General features: G+C 69.1%; 14 protein-coding genes. 10 read left to right on the forward strand and 4 right to left on the reverse strand.

The window, feature by feature from the left end:
* The first annotated feature begins 35 nt into the window (after nucleotides 1–35).
* Together WA640_RS18205 and WA640_RS18210 are read left to right on the forward strand one after the other, a co-directional pair.
* Nucleotides 36–755, forward strand: a complete 720-nt coding sequence (locus tag WA640_RS18205) for a TetR/AcrR family transcriptional regulator (RefSeq protein ID WP_335989431.1) — start codon at nucleotides 36–38, stop codon at nucleotides 753–755.
* 162 nt (nucleotides 756–917) lie between these two features.
* Nucleotides 918–1,661: a TetR/AcrR family transcriptional regulator gene (locus WA640_RS18210; protein ID WP_335989432.1), complete on the forward strand. Its 744-nt coding sequence runs from the start codon at nucleotides 918–920 to the stop codon at nucleotides 1,659–1,661.
* 215 nt (nucleotides 1,662–1,876) lie between these two features.
* On the opposite strand, the gene WA640_RS18215 is transcribed toward WA640_RS18210, so the two are convergent.
* Together WA640_RS18215 and WA640_RS18220 are read right to left on the reverse strand one after the other, a co-directional pair.
* Nucleotides 1,877–2,560 (reverse strand): DUF2290 domain-containing protein, encoded by a 684-nt coding sequence (locus tag WA640_RS18215; protein ID WP_335989433.1) that lies wholly within the window; start codon nucleotides 2,558–2,560, stop codon nucleotides 1,877–1,879.
* Entirely contained in the window at nucleotides 2,553–4,721 is a 2,169-nt protein-coding gene (locus WA640_RS18220; protein WP_335989435.1) for a DEAD/DEAH box helicase, read from the reverse strand. The genes WA640_RS18215 and WA640_RS18220 overlap by 8 nt, the downstream gene beginning before the upstream one ends.
* 184 nt (nucleotides 4,722–4,905) lie before the next feature.
* On the opposite strand from WA640_RS18220, the gene WA640_RS18225 reads away from it, so the two are divergent.
* The 5 genes from WA640_RS18225 to WA640_RS18245 are packed head-to-tail and all read left to right on the forward strand — an operon-like array spanning nucleotide 4,906 to nucleotide 11,791.
* A complete protein-coding gene (locus WA640_RS18225; protein ID WP_335989436.1) occupies nucleotides 4,906–6,609 on the forward strand; it encodes a TniQ family protein in 1,704 nt (567 codons plus the stop codon).
* A complete protein-coding gene (locus tag WA640_RS18230) occupies nucleotides 6,606–7,346 on the forward strand; it encodes a TnsA-like heteromeric transposase endonuclease subunit (RefSeq protein WP_335989438.1) in 741 nt (246 codons plus the stop codon). The genes WA640_RS18225 and WA640_RS18230 overlap by 4 nt, the downstream gene beginning before the upstream one ends.
* Nucleotides 7,343–9,415, forward strand: coding sequence for a hypothetical protein (locus WA640_RS18235; RefSeq protein WP_335989440.1), 2,073 nt, complete (start codon nucleotides 7,343–7,345; stop codon nucleotides 9,413–9,415). The genes WA640_RS18230 and WA640_RS18235 overlap by 4 nt, the downstream gene beginning before the upstream one ends.
* 1 nt (nucleotide 9,416) lies before the next feature.
* Nucleotides 9,417–10,589: a TniB family NTP-binding protein gene (locus WA640_RS18240; protein WP_335989443.1), complete on the forward strand. Its 1,173-nt coding sequence runs from the start codon at nucleotides 9,417–9,419 to the stop codon at nucleotides 10,587–10,589.
* The gene (locus tag WA640_RS18245) at nucleotides 10,586–11,791 is read left to right on the forward strand and encodes a TniQ family protein (protein ID WP_335989444.1); all 1,206 of its coding nucleotides are present in this window, start codon (nucleotides 10,586–10,588) and stop codon (nucleotides 11,789–11,791) included. Before WA640_RS18240 ends, WA640_RS18245 begins: the two co-directional genes overlap by 4 nt.
* A 360-nt stretch (nucleotides 11,792–12,151) precedes the next feature.
* Here WA640_RS18245 and WA640_RS18250 read toward each other — a convergent pair whose 3' ends face one another.
* Together WA640_RS18250 and WA640_RS18255 are read right to left on the reverse strand one after the other, a co-directional pair.
* A complete protein-coding gene (locus tag WA640_RS18250; RefSeq protein ID WP_335989445.1) occupies nucleotides 12,152–13,249 on the reverse strand; it encodes a hypothetical protein in 1,098 nt (365 codons plus the stop codon).
* 290 nt (nucleotides 13,250–13,539) lie between these two features.
* Complete coding sequence (locus WA640_RS18255; RefSeq protein ID WP_335989446.1) at nucleotides 13,540–14,631, reverse strand: hypothetical protein; 1,092 nt, start codon at nucleotides 14,629–14,631, stop codon at nucleotides 13,540–13,542.
* A gap of 351 nt (nucleotides 14,632–14,982) precedes the next feature.
* Here WA640_RS18255 and WA640_RS18260 point away from each other — a divergent pair, with 351 nt between their 5' ends.
* From WA640_RS18260 to WA640_RS18270, 3 genes are read left to right on the forward strand one after another with little or no spacing between them, the layout of a single operon-like run.
* Nucleotides 14,983–15,231, forward strand: a complete 249-nt coding sequence (locus WA640_RS18260) for a hypothetical protein (RefSeq protein ID WP_335989447.1) — start codon at nucleotides 14,983–14,985, stop codon at nucleotides 15,229–15,231.
* A complete protein-coding gene (locus tag WA640_RS18265) occupies nucleotides 15,228–15,908 on the forward strand; it encodes a type II secretion system F family protein (protein ID WP_335989448.1) in 681 nt (226 codons plus the stop codon). The genes WA640_RS18260 and WA640_RS18265 overlap by 4 nt, the downstream gene beginning before the upstream one ends.
* Entirely contained in the window at nucleotides 15,905–16,504 is a 600-nt protein-coding gene (locus WA640_RS18270) for a type II secretion system F family protein (RefSeq protein WP_335989449.1), read from the forward strand. The genes WA640_RS18265 and WA640_RS18270 overlap by 4 nt, the downstream gene beginning before the upstream one ends.
* Nucleotides 16,505–16,688 lie beyond the last annotated feature (184 nt).

Raw genomic sequence — 16,688 nt, forward strand, 5'->3', positions numbered from 1 at the left:
TTGTCAACAGACCAGTGGTATGTAATATCGATGACATGGAGTTTCAACGAGCCCGGAGCGCCTCCCAGCGCGAGCAGCGCCGCCGGGCGATCCTGGAGACGGCCGCGGCGATGCTCGATGAGATGCCCGTCGGCCAGCTGAGCTTGAACGAGCTGAGCCGCCGCGTCGGTCTGGCGAAGTCGAACGTGCTGCGCTACTTCGAATCGCGTGAAGCAGTGCTGCTCGAACTGCTGGAGGTGCAGACGCGGGACTGGGTCGCCGCCCTTGAGGAGGTGCTCGTGCCCGTCGAGGGCACGGTCGCCGAGCGCGGGGACCGCCTGGCGGCGCTGCTGGGCCACTCGCTGGCCGAGCGGCCCGTGTTGTGCGACCTGATCAGCACCCAGGCCGCCGTACTGGAGCACAACGTGTCGGCGCAGGTCGTCCTCGAACACAAGCGGGCGTCCCTGCGCGCCGTCGAACGCCTGCGAAACGCGGTGCGGCGGGCGCTGCCCGAGCTCGGTGTCCAGGATGCGCACCGGCTCGTGGCCATGATCCTGCTGACCGTCGGAGCCGCCTGGCCCCATGCCCGCCCGCCCGAGGCGCTGCGAGCCGCCTTCGACGCCGATCCGGCTCTGGCCCCCCTGCGCGTCGAGTTCACCGACCTGGTGGCCCAGATGGTGGCCGTGTCCGTCTCCGGCCTGCTCGCGCGCGCTGAAGACCGGCCCCTCGGCGCACGCGTACCGGCCGCTCGGGCCAGTCCGCTCCTCGAACGGTGACCCAACCGGGCCCGCCCCGACCACGAAGCCACCACGTTGGCGCCTCGACGACCGGTGCGTGCCCGTTCTGAATATCGCCGAACCCGGCGGCCCTGACCCGCCGAAGCGATAGCAGACTGGTAGTCTTTTAACTTGCGGAGGCAAGGACGAAGGAGGCCGCCCGTGACATTCCAGCGCGCCCGCACACCCCAGCAACGCAGCGAACGACGCCGACAGATCCTGGACACCACCGCCCAGATGCTGACCGAGACGACGATCGCGAACCTGAGCCTCAACGAACTGAGCCGCCGCACCGGACTGGCAAAGTCGAACGTGCTGCGCTACTTCGAATCGCGCGAGGCGATCCTGTTCGAACTCCTCGACGCCGAACTCCAGGACTGGCTCACCGCACTGGAAGGCTCACTGGACGGCGTCGAGGGAACCCCGCGCCAGCGCGGCGACCGCTTCGCCCGCGCCGTAGCCCAATCGCTGGCTGAACGACCGGTGCTGTGCGACCTGCTCAGCGCACAGTCCGCTGTCCTCGAACACAACGTCACTCCACAGGTCTCCTACGAGCACAAGCACGCCACCCTGCGCAGCTTCCGCATCCTGGCCGGACTCGCCCGCCGATGCCTGCCCGAGCTAGGCGCCGAAGACGCCTTCCGCCTCACCGGATTCATCTCGCTCGCCGCCAGCGCCACCTGGCCCTACATCCAACCCTCACGGGCGCTGACCGCCGCCTACCCCAATGATCCGGTCGTCGCCGCCATGGACGTCGACTTCGCCGACGTGGTCAGCCAGGCGGTGGCCGTGTCCATCTCCGGCCTGCTCGCGCGCGGCGAGGACATCCCCCTCGGCGCCCGGCCCCTCGCAACAATCGACGCCGAAGCCGATCCGGAGCAGCACGCGGCCGCGGCCCCGCACTGACCACTCCGACCGGCGCTAGAGGTATTTCGCGACATCCCTGCTGCCGGTGCATTGTGGTAGCGAAGCTGGACGACCACGAATGCAAGCCGTGCCTTGAAGTCCGGCTGGAGGCGAGTCGGCATCCGAGGTTCCGCCGTTGGGTGCAGGGAACACCTGGCTGTTACGTTGCGCGCCTAGTGAGACGACCGGAGTTGGGCAGCCAGGCCCGGCGTCGGTCAGGAAGAGGTGGTGCCAGGCATGGCGATGTAGATCTTCTCGGACTCCGCATCTGTGATCGTGCGAGGAAGGCCCGAGACGTGCTGGCGCAATGAGACGGGGTCCATCGCTGGAGTCGAGTAGAAGCTTTGGATGATGAACTCGGTGAACTCGCTCGGCGACGCAGGCCGTGAGACCGGCACCCGGCAGTGCTGGTACTGCCCCATCGTCAGATGAGCGGCAGGGTGGACCACGTCCACGGCGACACCGTCGCGGTTGTCGTAGTCCAGGCGAATCGGTACCGGAACTACCTGGTGTCCGACGATCTCGACGAAATGGAGTTCGCGGATATAGAGATCGGGGTTGTTCTGGAACGACTCAAGCCGCGGTGAAGGAAGATAGGCGAGGCGGTGCCGCACCACTTGCTCGCTGATGCCTTCGTAGGAGAACTGGAGGAGGGCGCCGTCGAGAAGGCGCATGGCATAGCTGCGCGCCGACTCCAGATCACGGTAGATGTGGTCGTAAGGACGCTTCTTCAGCGAGAGGCTCATCGGTGCGCCGCCTTGGTCGACCGTCCAGGACCCGCCCGGTCCTCTCCGAAGGGAGGCGAAGTTTTGGTCGTCGACCATCCCCAGCTCGACAAGTTCTCCAATGAGTTCGTTGAGCTCCTTGTGGATCGACCTGGCGACTCGGGGGTCAGCCACCTTGTCCGTCCTCGTAGAACTTCTTGAATTGTTCAAGGAGGTGGGGAGGGAGGTCCTCCATGTAGAGCTGGCCCGACCGCATGCCATCGAGGAAGCGCGTGAACACCTTCTCGGCTTCGGAGATTCGTGCCTGGTTGGCGTCTGACATCTCGCGGTGGACGATGCGCAGGTGCGCGCGCTGCTGTTCCGAGGGGTAGTCGAACCGGAGCCGGAAACCGTCCTGCTTGACCCGGCGGAACTCTTCGACCAGCAGGTCCATTTCGGGTCCGACACCGCAGACGCGGACCCAGGCCTTGCTGCGGGTGATGGCGGTGAACAATCGGTTTCTGACTGCGGCAAGATTGCCGCGGTTGTTGTTGCCCTCTTGCGCGTTGACGACGTACACCATGCCGGCTTCATTGCCTTTGGCGCGGTTGATGCCGGTGAAGGTGATGGACTCACGCCCTGGGGCGAAGAATACGTCTGCTGACATGTCGACCCCGGCCATGTGGTTGTTGATGCCCAAGTCCATGAGTCGCCTGCGGAGCGGCCCGAGGTACGCCCGTGCACTGAACGGGTCAGGGCTGATAACCATGATGTCGTCGAAGCGGAGTTCGTCCTCTTGCAGGTTGCGCCGGATTTCGTCGGCTACCCACGCGTCTTGTTCTTCGGCAGTCTTGAAGGTGCGGAAGTCGATGAGGTCGTCGAACGTGGAGTGGGACTCAAGGAACTGTGGGCTTGTCGAGGGTATTCGCTCCAGTTCTACGGTGCGGCCCGCAACGAAGTCGCCTTCAACGAGGTGGTAGCCGATATCCGACCACAGCTCCGGCTGGTCGAACATCTGCACCAGGCCGATCTTGTCGTTGAAGCGTGGCTTGCGGGCGGTTCCGAATCCGAGCGCGTGTGCGGTGACCAGCACCGGCCGTGAATTCCGGTAGCACTGCTCGAGAACGATGTCCCGGCGTGCGCCGAGGTCGTAGCTGGTGTTCTCGAACGTCACGAGCGCCTTGCCCTGCGCATCGAGGCCGAAGATCTCCTTTGCGTCGGGCATGCCGACGCCGGTGAGGCTCTGCAGTTCGTCGTAGGCGTACACCAGCCGCCGCTCGGGTCCAAGCATCCGGTAGCACATCCGCAGGAACGAGGGCGGGAAGTCCTGTGCTTCGTCGACCAGGATGGCGTCGTAGACCTTGGTGGGCTCATTCGCCTGGGTCAGTGCGGCGGTGACCGCGCCGTCGAACGCGTCGGGTTTCCCGAACCGCTCACCAGCGGTCTGGAAGTCGAGGTACTCGACGTCGTTCGCATCGCAGAACTGCTTGTACATGCCGGTGCGTTCCATGCCGCCGCGCCCGCCCCAGGCGTTGATGATGTGGACACGGTCCCAGTCGGGTTCGACGCCGGACTGCTCGACGCAGAAGGTCGTGATCAACTGGCGGAACTGCTCTTTCAGCGCCCGCGTATAGAACGTCACGGCGATCTTCCACGTCGGGCGTCGCCCGTGCAGGTAGGCGGCTTTCAGCGCGAGGATGATCGTCTTTCCCGAGCCGGCGAGACCGCGGATCCGCTGCACTCCGTCGATCGTCTCGATCACCGCGTGATGTTGCTGGTTGTCGAGGGTGGCGATGGAGCTTTCGAGCCCGAGGAGTTTCGCTCCGCGGGACTCCTTGTTGTCGACGACACGGGTCTGCCGTGCCCGGCGGATGGATGAGATGTTCTGCGCAGCCGAAAGCAGCCGCGTGAACGTCTCGGGGCTCAGATTCTGACGTTCCAGCCCGTCGATGGTCGTGAACAGTGAGTCTCGGTCAGCGACCAGCACTTCATCGTTCGCGTGCCCGCGGATGGTGGCGCCAGGCGCGAACGTGAGCACCGTGGGTTTGACGATGAGTTCGCGGCGGCGAACCAGGTCGCGGTTCTGCAGCAGCCGCGACTGGAACAGGCGGTAGAGGTCGTCTTGGCGGCGGTCCACGTCTCCGAGGTCGGTACCCTCGACGAGGTCGAATAGCACCGGTCCGAACGTGGGCGACAACCAGAGCGCGTCGGAGGTCGCATCGTCAGGATGCCCGCCCAAGTTCGGGAAGCCCAGGATCAGCTGACCGTCAGCCTCGTCCTCCTCCGCGAAGAGCCGAATGAGCGCATCCGTGGACGCAGGTTTGGTGTTCGTTCCCCGGATGATCTCGACTGCCATGCAGGAATGATATTAGGGACGCCTCCGCTGCACTGTATGGCCGTGTGGTGAGTCCAATTCCGTCAACTTTCACGCGCGGTACCGGTGCCGCTCATATGTTGCAGACGTGTCGGATGATTCGTTTTGTGGCTCGGGTTGCAATGCTCGGGGCCTGGATCGGGTTGCTCGTGCTCGCCGGCTTGCGGTGGCGGTCGAGCCGGTCTCCGGGGAGTCGCTGCGGTCGTGGCTGGTGCGCTCGGCCGCTTTCATGGAAGTCCCGGCCGGGCAGCTCGCGATCGAGTTGGGGCTGCCGATCCGGCGCGGTCGTGGCGTAGTGCGGCCGGTGCTGTTCGGCATCGACCTCGCCCCGGACCGGCGGGCGTGGGTAGCGGCAGGGGCGGGACTTCCTGCGGCGGCGATCGAGGAGATGCACCTGGCACGGTACCGGTCGACCGCGCTGGATCTGTCCCGGCTCGACTTCGCGAGCGAGCAGGCATCGATGGCGGTCTTGAAGCACGAATGGGGGTTGTGGCACCGGTCTCGGGTGTGCACACTGTGCGTAGGCCCGGTCGGTATCTGGAAGCTCTGGTGGAAGCTCGGCATGGCAGCGGTGTGTCCCCTTCACGCGACATTCCTCAGCGACGCATGCCCAGCCTGCGGTATCCGTTGGCAGCAGGGATTCGCGAGGACCTCCCCGCAGGGCCTGTCGCGCATTCGGGTCCCCGTGCCGGGCCAGTGCGGGAACTACACCGGCAACGGGCCCTGCCCGCAGCCGGTCGGCGCAGTCGAGGCCGCAGCAGCTCCGGCCAGGCTCGCCGCATTCCAACAGGTCGCCCTCGATGCCGCCGAAGGCCGCGGCACTGCGATCGCCGGCACCGACGTGGACACGTCGGTGTGGTTCACGGCGTTCACCTATCTTGCCGGCGCCGCCCGCTTCGCCGTCGAGACCGCGACCGGGCCGGATCGGCTCGTCGCGGATCCGGTCCTGCGGCGGGCCTTGGAGGCGGACCGGGACCGGCGCGTGGGCGCCAACGGATCGGCTGCGCTCGTGTTCGCGCCTCCTGTCACTGCGGAACTGGCAGCAGCGGTGTTGGCGGTGGCAGTCCCTATTCTGGCCGCACCCGGCGTCGACGCCGCCGCGGCGGCAGCAGGGCCGCTGGTCGCGTGCCTTGCCGCTGCCCGCCGGGCTCGATCACACCGCCATAGCCCGTTGCGGGCGCGCGAGGTCCCGTCGGAGCTTGAGGCGGTCCTGGCCGCCGCGGCGCCCACGGCGGGCGTCGCGGCGGCAATGCCCCGTCCGGTGGCGGCCGTGCCTGACTTCGCGGCAATGCCGCAACTGCTCGATGCCAACGACTACCGCGACCTGATCGCGCCGCTCCTGCCAGGCACTCTCGAACGCACCGGGCGTCGGTTCGCCGCACTCGCCCTCGCCCGCCTGTGCGGGGCCGCCAGTTGGCCTGAAGCTGGCCGGTACTTGGATTTCGCGCCTGCGCAGGCGGTGGCCGCGGCCGACCGGCCCGGTCGGCGCGTCCTCGACCCCGCACGATTTTGGACGGCGATCGCGGCCGCGGCCGCCCGCGCCGCACAGCGGCCGAGGGTTGACTATGCCGCGCGGCGCCGTGTCCTCGCCGATCTCACTGCAGTCCCCACCACGGTCATGCAGCCCATGCTCGCCCCCGTCGAAATGGTCCCAACGGTCATGCGGTGCCGCCATGCCGCGGCCTGGGTGTGGGCCGACCTGACCGGCGGCGACGTCCGCGACGCCCCGGCCTACCGGATCCCCTGGGCGGCCTCGCCCGCCTCCAAGTGGGCTGCCGTCGCACGGTTTCGTTCCGGCGTCCTGCCCCATGTGGAAGCGCCGCTGCGGACCTGGGGAAGGGAACGTCTCGCGGAAGGACTCCGGCCATGACCGGCGCTGCAGCCGCCCTCGTGCATGTCCGCTACCGCGACGGCGACGGCATCGACCGGTACTGCTCTCCCGCAGAGGCCGCCCGGGTCGCGTTCGAGTCGTGCCTGCCGGCGCGGAGCATCCCCAACTACCCTGGACAGCGGCACACCCCTGGCACCTTCTGGTCCGCGACCACCGACGACCTCATCGACTACGAGAGCAACCTCGAACGCCAGCATCTGCTCCTGCTCGACTTCGACCCCGACATCACGGCCATGGTCGGTCAGCCGCTGATCTTCGAGGGTGTCGACGCCGAGGGCGCCTGGGAACACACGCCCGACTTCTTCGCCCGCACCCGCGCGGGCCGTGCCGTCCTGATCGACGTTACGGACCCCACCCGCCTGCATTGGCCGGAGGTGATCCTGCAGGCCCGCCGCACCGCCGTCGCCTGCGCCGTCCTCGGCTGGGACTACCGCCGCCTCAGCTCCATCGATCCCCTGCAGTGGGCGAATGTGTCCTGGCTGGCCGCCTACCGGCGGCCCCTGCACGCCGGAGTCGACCTCGTTGACCCCCTGATCGCCGCCGCACAAGAACCGGTCGCAGTAGGGAACCTGCTTGCGGCCTTCCCGGTGCCCGAACTGGTCCGGCCGGTTCTGTTCCACCTGTGCTGGCACCAACGCATCGCCATCGAACTCGACCGGCCGCTGCGCGAGTCCACCCTGGTATGGGCCGCCGGCTCCGGTGAGGGGACGCCATGACCGGGACCAAGCTGCAGATCGGTGACTGGGTCACCTTCGACGGCGAACGTCACGAGGTCTGCTCCTTCGTCGACACGACCGTCGTCATGCGTTCGGAGACGGGGCACGTACAGGCGCTGCCAGCCGCCACGGTGCTCGCCGCACAGGGCCACACCGAGGCGCCTGAGGCAGCGGTGCTGGCACGGTACGACCGTGAGGCCGAGCTCGCAACTCTCGACCCGGCTGAACGCGCCCGCGTCGACCGGCTCGAAGCACATCTGCTGGAGATGCTGACCGGGTACGCCTCTGGCGACCCGACCCAGGCGGGGCCGGGTGAACCGCGCCCCGAGTACGCGCCCGAGCGCACCTTGAAGGCCCGCGCTGAGGCCAAAGCCGCCGAGATCGGCCGCAGCTCGCGGCGCGTCCTGCAACTGCTGCGGCGGTGGCGCGAGGAAGGGCCCATCGGCCTGGCCGACGGCCGCAAACTCCGCGAGCGGAACCCACTGGTCAACGTCGACCCGCGCCTGATCGCGGCGATCCGAGCCCAGTACCAGGCCGAAGAAGAGGATTCCGCGGCCACGATCGGCGGCCGGTTTCGCCGCCGCGTCGAGAACCGGCTGGACCACCGACACGGACCCGGAACGGTACCGATGCCGCCGACCTCGAGCTGGTACCGGATCGTCGACGCCGTGCTGGACGGCCGGCCAGACGAGCCCACCGGCACGCGCCGCAACCGCGCCTCCCAACCCGATCGCCCCTTCGGGACCGTGCAGGCGAGCCAGCCCGGTGAAGTCGTCATGATCGACACGACCAGGCTGGACGTCATCGCTTACGACCCGGTCACCGACACCACGAGCAGCTGCGAACTCACCGTTGCCCTCGACCTGGCCACCCGGTCAATCCTCGCCTGGCGGTTGACCCCGCGAGGAACCAAGGCCGTCGACCTCGGCCTGCTCCTGGCCGACATGATGACCCCCGAGCCAATGCGCGCCAACTGGCCAGACACGCTGCGCTGGTCGATGTCGCAACTGCCGATCGGGCGGCAGATGAGCCTGGACGAGCGCATGGCCGCCGCGGCGATGCGCCCGGTCATCTACCCCGCGGCGATCATCGTCGACCAGGGCAGCAACTACCAGTCCGACGTGATGCGCCGCGCCTGCCGCCGGCTCCGCATTGAGACCTTCGACGCCCGCGTCTACAAGGCCACCGACAAGCCGCACGTCGAACGGCTGTTCGGGACGATCAGGACCATGTTCAGCGAACACGTCGCCGGATACAAGGGCTACGACGTCGCACACCGAGGCCGCCACAGCGACGAGGAAGCCCGCTGGACCATCGCCGAGCTCGAGGAGTTCTTCGCCGAGTTCGTCGTCGCCGTCTACCAGCGTCAACGACACAGCGGACTCACCGCCCCCGGGCACCCGCGCACGCCCCTGTCACCGAACGAGGCCTACGGGCTCGCCGTCGCCGCGAGCGGCTACCTCACCTGCCCCAACGACCCCGACCTGTACTTCGAGCTGCTGCCGATCAAATGGCGGCGGATCCATCCCCACGGCGTCGAAGTCGACCGGCTCCTCTACGACGGCGACATCCTCTTCCACTACCGCAACCGCCGCTCGCCCTACGGCGGTCAACACCTCGGCAAATGGCCGATCCACATCGACCCGCGCGACTGCCGACACGCCTACCTGCGCGATCCAGCCGACGGCGCCTGGCACACCCTCAAATGGATCCACGCCGACGACGACCTCCTCGCGTTCACCGACACCACCCTGCGCGAATGCAAACGACTCCTAGCCCTGCGCAACAGCGACACCAGCGACCAGGACGCCCTCGCCACAACCCTCCGCGAACTGCAGAACCGCACCGACGCCCCCGAATCGTGGAGCACCAGCCGGCGCCGCCGCCGGTCCCGCGACGCCACCTACGCCAGGGCCGTCGCCCGGGACCGGCCCGCCGACCGCGCCCACCCTCCGGTCCCCGCCGACGGCAACGGCGACGGCGACGCGAACGGTGGCGCCGAGGTCGACCTGTCCGGGCTCGGCAGCTTCGGCGTCATCGAATTCGGGCCCATTCCCGGGGAGGACTGACGTGACCGACCGCGCCGAGCACACCGAGCAGTCCGTCGACTTGGGCTTCGACTTCGATTTCGACTTTGGCGGGCCGCCGACGGCAGCCGAGCCTCGCACGAAGGAGGACTGGCGGTCCTACATCCGGGCCGCCCCGCCCCCGCGCCCGCAGCTGCCGCCCCCCGCCGAATACGACCTGATGCCCGCGCATGAGCGCCGGCTGCTCAACCAGGCGCGAGCCCGCTACCACTCACACCTGATCATCGTGAACACCCCGGCGATGCGCCGGATGCACGCCGAGGTCTACCGCAAGATGCGACTCAACCACGACCAGCCCCCCGGAGCCCGCCGCGGCCTGGTCATCGACGGGCTGCCCGGGATCGGGAAGTCCACGATCGTCAAGACCTTCGCGGCCTCATTCGAGCGGAGCCTGCACCTCGAACACCCCGAACGGTTCGCAGAGCCGCTCCGGTTCGAATACCAGGGCCAGATGATCCGGTGCGACTACACGCCGGTGATCTACATCAGCATCCCGACCCAGGCCACTCCCAAAGATCTGTCGGTGGCGATCGCCGAATGGCTGCACGTCCCGCTGCGTCGCACCGGCGGCACCAAGACCCAGATCACCACCCTCGTCCTGCGGGCGATGCAGGCGTGCGGCACGGTCCTGGTCATCCTCGACGACGTCCACTTCCTCCGCTTGGGCCACAAGGAAGGACAGGTCATGAACGACCACCTCAAACACCTGGCCAACCACACCAGCGCGACATTCGTGCTCGTCGGCCACGGCCTCGAAAAGGCGGGCCTGTTCGGCGAGGGGTCTGCCACGACGCGGGCGACCCAGACTTCGGGCCGGTTCTCCCGTTACGACCTCGGACGCCTGTCACCCAAAGGCGAGGCCGGCATCCGCGAATGGGCGACCGTCATCGCAGACCTCGAACGCGCGCTCGTCCTCTACCGGCACCAGGCCGGCAGCCTCGCCGAGAAGCACTGGAAATACCTGTACGACCGCACCACCGGCAGCATCGCCAGCCTCTCCGAACTCATCCGGGCTGCCGCGCACCACGCCGTCGACACCGGGACCGAAGCGATTACCCTCCCGGTCCTGCGCGCCATCACCACCGACTTCCGGTCCACCGATGCCTTCCAGCGGCGCCGCCGCAGCAGCACCGAACCAGGAACAGTGGAGCCATGACCCGCCGCCTCGCCGTCTTGGTCGAACCCGCACCCGGCGAGGCGTTCTACTCCTGGCTCGTCCGCCTCGGCGACTTCCTGCAGATCCCGGTCGGCCACCTCCCCCGCCTCCTCGGCCTCGAATGCGCATCGTATGAACCGGTCCGGCCGCGGTACTTCGGCATCACCCTCACGGCCGCCAGCCGCGCGGAACTGACCGCCGCGACCGGACTTGGGGCCGCCGCCATCGACGCCATGCACCTGACCGCCTTCCACGGCACAGTCCTCGACCTGCACGACATCACCGCTGCGATGGACCAGAGCCACTACGCCGCCCAGTCGTTCAAGCGCGCCTGCCCCGACTGCCTGGCCGAATCCGGCGGCGTCTGGCAGCTGTGGTGGCAGCTCGCGTTCGCCGCCGTCTGCCCCCGGCACCGGCTCTTGCTCCACGACCGATGCCCGGCCTGCCACACCAGGTTCGGCTCGTACGGCTACCGCGGCGACTTCGGATGGGACCTCTACGGCATCACGTTGCACCGCGGCTTCCTCCCCGACCCCATGCAATGCGGCACTTCACGGTTCGAGCCACACCGCTGCAACTTCCCGCTCGAGGACCTCGCCCGGATCCGCGTGCCGGAATTCCTCGTCGAAGCCCAGCGCCGCTACCTCGACGCACTCGCCCCCCGGAAGGCAGCCCTCGGCGGCGTCCGACTGCCGCCGTTCGACTGGTACCGCATCGTGCACAAGATCGCGGCCGTCTACTACACCCTCGCCCCCTACCTGCACATTCCTCGATTCGGCGAGCTACCGACTGCCGTGCAGCACCGATACGGCCAGGTCGCGCACGAGAAGATCAGCGACTTCGGGTGGAGCAGGCACTTCTCCCCGCCGGCGCTCTACGACCGCCAGTCCGGGCTGCCGAGATGGCTCGAGCGCGGCCGCCTGCACCCGCACCCGCCCTTCAACGCCTCAGAGGCCGCCGCGCTCCTGTGCCTGCTGCACCCGCTGCTTGCCGCCGACGACCGCCGCCAGTTCCTGCAGGCGCTGCGCCGATTCCACCGCGCCGGACGCGTATTCCTCCGGGCCCGAAACCCACCCCAGGACCTGCCCGAGCTCTTCCGGCGGGACTGGGACGACATCGCACGCTCCCCAGGGCGCTACACGCCCTTCGGGCTGCTGCAGGAGCCGATCGGGCACCCAGGGCCCCTGGGAGAGGCCACTTAGCATCCAACGACCGCCGCGCCGGGGCCCCGCCCAGCCGACCAGGGCTGCACCGATCCCGCGGCTTGCACCGAACCTGGCCGGCGGCACATCGGTGGCCTGGAGGAGCAAGAGGACCGGTGGTGCCCGGCAGGGGTCGCCTGCGGGGCACCACCGCGATGGTCGAGCGCACCGCCGCCACCCGGCCGCCTGCCCGGCGCCGCTTGCAGAATCGCGGCCGCCTCCTGCGGACAGGGGCACGCCCGGAGCATCCAAGTGGTTCCTGAACGGGCGTGCATCATGGGGATCGTCGGGTGGTGAGCGGTACCGCCGGTGATCCGGTCGCGTGAGCGCCGGTACCGGCGGAGTTCGTGCGGTTCCTGCCTAGGGTTGCTGCTGGAGCAGCTGCATGCACAGTTCGCGAACCCGGGGCGGGTTCGAGATGTTCGTCGCTCCGTGGAGGAGGAGCTCCTGGGCCGCGGGGTGGCCCAGCCGGTACAGCCGCCCGGTCGCCGGGACGCGGTCGAACAAGTCGATCGAGCGGTCGGTCGTCAGGAACCAGTACGCCTCGATCATCGTCTCGTGCTTGTAGATCCCGGCGCGCTCGGCCGCGAAGTACCGGTCCTCGTGGGCGAAGTCGGTGTCGGTGACGATCCGGTAGAGCGCCGAGGCGGCCCGGTTGGCGTCAGTGCGGCCCAGCCGTTCGGCGGCCATGATCCGCTCACGCGCACCGAACTCGGACGAGTCGGCGATGACCTCATAGGCGAGCGCCGCCATCCCGGGGTCCCAGGCGTGCATCTCATCGACCGCGAGGATGCGGATCTCAGAGGGCAGGCCCGCCTCGGTGAACAAGCGCCCGAGCAGGTCGACCCCGCGCGAGCGCTCCCGCCGCGCGATGTTCGTCGCGATCAAGACCCGTGCCCAGGGCCGGGTCTCGGCGTTGAAGAACAGCCCCTCCAGGGCCACCCGCTCACGCTCCCAGGTCTCCTCCGGCGCCAGGAGCGCGGCCTGCATCCGGAACAGGAGCATGTCGATCGACCCGTCGATGCCGGCGTGCATGCCGATGATGTTCGTGCTCAAGGACCGCTCGGTGTCGCCGCCCAGCATCTGATCGAACCGGGACGCCGCCCCCGCGGGCGGCAGCTCGAGCCGGCGCTGCTGCCGGCGCATCGCCTCGAGCCGACGCCACCACCGGCGCGAATGCCGCCCGGTGAGCGCGACCCAGGCCTTCTCGACCAGCGAGGCGAAGTTCCCCATCGCCGGCTTCATGTGCGTCTCGATCTGCTGCTGTGCGGTCTTGATCCTTTCAATCGCGATGGTGCCGAGCGCCGCGAGCGAGCCGCCGACGAACGGGAGGTGCTGCAGCGCCACCCACCCCGCGAGCGTGAGCACCGGGGAGATGAGCGCGATGACAATGAACGTGATGACCAGAGGGTGGCGGCGCCACCACGGTCGTTTGTCCCCATGCGAATCACAGGGCATAGAGGTCAACTCCTCTGTTGAACGTTGCGCCGTAATGGATTCGGGTCGCTACGATCAGCGACCTGCTGCCGGGAATGGTAGCGGCTCAACTCTAAACGGTGACTTTCTCACTCGACGCACAGCGAGTCCGATAACGCCGGGTGAAAGCCTTTGCAAGACGGATGTCCTGTATGGCATTGTCGTGAATATCGATATGATGCAAGCACATTGGTTCTGATGGTCGGTGACTCCCGTTGCGTCGCTGCAGGTCTGACCGCGCCACTCTGTCGAGAATGCACTCGCGACCGACATCACATGTCAAGTGTCAGCTTTCTGACAATCTCGAAGTTCGTGCGCTCGTCGAGATCAGGATCACGCAAGAACGCCTGCAGCATGAGTCGCCCGTCGGCCTCGTCGATGCCGCCGAGCCGGACGGCCGCGTCCATGCGCACCGCCCACGGCAGGCTCGGATCGTGCGCCATGGCCTTGTAGCAGTGCAACGCCTGCACCGGGTCGGCCTGCTGGAGGAGCGCGATCGCGGCGAACCGCCGGTCGGCGTCGACCAGGGGATCGTTCGCGAGCGTCCACAGCGCCCGGGTTGCGCGGGCCGGGTTGGACCGGGTGAGCTGCTGGGCCGCCTCGAAGCGCACCTCGGCGCTAACGGCGGACTCCCCGACGAGGTAGGCCAGCAGCGAGGCCGACTCGGTCACGGGCATGCTCTCTGGCTCGCCTGCGGTGTACGCGGCCGCGGCTTGCAGCCGCAGCGTGTCGGGGATGTCGGTGGACTTGACGATCGACTGGAGGAACGGCTCGCCGGCCTGGCGCGAGTGCGCGTACAGCAACTCGGCCGCGGTCAACTGCGTTGAGACGGGGACGTCCTCGTCGGCGGCGACGGCCCGGTAGGTTCGGGTCGCCAGGATATGGTCCCGGTCGGCGAGACCCGCCGCGATCTGCAGGCGCACTTCAGGAGCCGTCTGCGGGTCGGAGGCCAGCGGGCGGAGCTCGGCGAGGATCTCCTCGTCGGCGTCCCGCATCAACAAGCTCACCACCTCAAGCTGCGTCGGCAGCGACAGCGAGGCATCTGTCAGCGCCCTCGCAAGCGCCCGCCGCCAGCTTCGCGCGCGCCACCGGTCGAACAAGGTCGCTGGCGACGGCAAGGCGGCGATCGGCCCCTGGCGGTTGATGCGGCGGGAGACGGCCGCAGCGCCGGGAGGAAGGAACCAGGCGAGGACCAGCCACAGCCCCAGGACGACTGCGGCGCTGAGCGTCGCGTCCAGCCAAGAGTCGACGAGGGCGATCACGGCCACGGCGGTGGCGCCAAAACCGGCCGTTGACCACAACACCGCACGCCGGTGGTCCGCAAACCACCTGCGCACGGCTTGGCGGCGGCGCCGCTGCTTCATGGTCTCACCCCGACGTTGGTGGATGCGTGCGCGGCGCGCACGGTGACACGCCTGCACGCAAGGCCGGTTCGACTGCGTTCACGCAAGCATATCGATGCGACGCACCAAGCGACCGGACTAGTTGTCCGTTGTGGCCGAGGGAGATTCGGCTGATCAATCATCCTGCCCAAACCCTTCTGCTGAAGGCGTCGCTGGGAGCGACGCAGAAAGTGAAATCTTTCGTGATAAATCCGATGCCGGGGGCCTCTCAGCCGAGGTTTCACCTTGCAGGTCAGGCCGTCTTTGAGGTGAAACGTTCAGGGAAAACAAACAGGCGGCGCCGGGACGCTCCACTGCAACACCGCCGCCGACGTGCCCGCCCGCCTGGAGGCCCTCGCCCTCCCGCACGGCCTCCCGCGGGCCGGACTCCACGCCCAGCTCGTCGCCGCCCTGCGCGTCGTCGTCCACCTGCGGCGCACCGGCACCGGCCGCCAGGCCGCCGAGATCGCCGTCATCGAAACCGGGCCCGCCGGGCTCGCCGTCACCACCGCCTGGACCCGCCACGGGCCGGGCGAATCCGCCGGAATCCTCGAACGACTGCTGAGGGAGCGAACCGCATGACCGCCATCGCCACCGCCCTGATCACCCACCGGCCCAAGACCACCGCCGCCTGCATCGCCCTGACCGCGGCACTGCTCGCCGCCTGGCTCGCCGGATACCGCCACCAAGGCGGCCTCGGCCCGCTCGCGGCCGCCAACGCCGCACTCGCCGCCGCCGTCTACGCCGCGACGGCCGCCATCAGCTGGCACCGCGCGCTCCTGCGGAAACGACGGCGCGACGCCGACCGGGCCGCGGCCGACACGGTCGCCTACCTCGCGGCCGACCTCACTGCGGGCACCGACCCGGCCCGCGCCCTCGCCTCGGCCGAACCCGACTGGCCCGCCGAGGCCACCGCCACCGCGTCCCGCCTCCGCGCCGCGCTCGCGATAGCCGCGGAACTCGGCGCGCCCGCCGCGGACCTGTGCCGCCGCCTCGCCGAGCACCTCCGCGAGACCGAGCAGTCGACCGCCCGCGCCTACGCCCAGACCGCGTCGATCCGCGCCACCGCCGCACTGCTCATCGCGCTCCCCGCGGTCGGGGTCGCCTTCGGCGAACTCCTCGGCGCCCAGGCGCTCGCGTTCCTCCTCGCGAACCCGCTCGGCATGGCCGCCGCCGCGACCGCCATGGGCCTGCAAGCCGCAGGACTCGCCTGGACCGGCGCGCTCATCAACTCCGTCGGACCGGGAGGCGCGTCATGATCCGCCGCCTCATCGGACCGCTCCTCGGGGTCCTCGCCGCCGTCGCCGTCGGCGGGCCGACCGGCATCCTCGCGGGCTTCGCCGCCTGGTGGCTCGCCGCCCGGCTCCTGCGCCGCGACCCCGACCGCGCCGAACGGGCCGCCGCCGACCGGCTCGCCCCGGCCTGGCCGTGGACCCTCGACCTCATCGCGGCGGGCCTGCGCTCCGGCGCCCCGTTCCCGCAGGTCGCCTTCGCGGTCGCCGACACCGAGGACCCGCTGATCGGCGAGCGCCTCAACCGGTTCGCCGGAGCGATCCACCTCGGCGCCACCGCCGCCGAGGCGCTCCCCGAACTCGGCAGGCTCCCCGGCGCCGCCCGGCTCGCCCGCCAGCTCGACCGCTCCGGCGACACCGGCGCTGCCGTCGCCGGAGGACTCGAACAGCTCGCCGCGTCGCTGCGCGCCGAGCAGCGCACCAGGACCGACGAACGCGCCGGACGCGCCGCAGTGGCCCTCGTGGGCCCGCTGTGCCTGTGCTTCCTGCCCGCGTTCGTCATCGCCGGCATCGGCCCCGTGGTCCTCGGCGTCGTCGCCGAGACCCTGGCCCCCGGCCTCTGACCCGACCGCACGACAACCGAAGAGAGGACACCGCAATGCGCGCCGACACCCGAACCGCCGACCACCGACCGTCCCCCGCCGTGCAGGCCGCCTGCCGGCCAGACTCGATCCGCTGGCCCACCTGCCGCACCGCGACCTGCGACGCCCCCAGGTGCAAGGCGTTCCGCGACGACCGAGAGCACGA

The sequence above is a fragment of the Glycomyces sp. MUSA5-2 genome (genome assembly GCF_037034145.1).
Lineage (GTDB): Bacteria > Actinomycetota > Actinomycetes > Mycobacteriales > Micromonosporaceae > Glycomyces > Glycomyces artemisiae.

Bases quoted from the DNA above. Each gene is read 5' to 3' on its own strand.
- WA640_RS18205 (WP_335989431.1), top strand. From the start codon at position 36: ATGGAGTTTCAACGAGCCCGGAGCGCCTCCCAGCGCGAGCAGCGCCGC.
- WA640_RS18235 (WP_335989440.1), top strand. From the start codon at position 7,343: ATGACCGGGACCAAGCTGCAGATCGGTGACTGGGTCACCTTCGACGGC.
- WA640_RS18265 (WP_335989448.1), top strand. From the start codon at position 15,228: ATGACCGCCATCGCCACCGCCCTGATCACCCACCGGCCCAAGACCACC.
- WA640_RS18270 (WP_335989449.1), top strand. From the start codon at position 15,905: ATGATCCGCCGCCTCATCGGACCGCTCCTCGGGGTCCTCGCCGCCGTC.
- WA640_RS18220 (WP_335989435.1), bottom strand. From the start codon at position 4,721: ATGGCAGTCGAGATCATCCGGGGAACGAACACCAAACCTGCGTCCACG.
- WA640_RS18245 (WP_335989444.1), top strand. From the start codon at position 10,586: ATGACCCGCCGCCTCGCCGTCTTGGTCGAACCCGCACCCGGCGAGGCG.
- WA640_RS18230 (WP_335989438.1), top strand. From the start codon at position 6,606: ATGACCGGCGCTGCAGCCGCCCTCGTGCATGTCCGCTACCGCGACGGC.
- WA640_RS18255 (WP_335989446.1), bottom strand. From the start codon at position 14,631: ATGAAGCAGCGGCGCCGCCGCCAAGCCGTGCGCAGGTGGTTTGCGGAC.
- WA640_RS18250 (WP_335989445.1), bottom strand. From the start codon at position 13,249: ATGCCCTGTGATTCGCATGGGGACAAACGACCGTGGTGGCGCCGCCAC.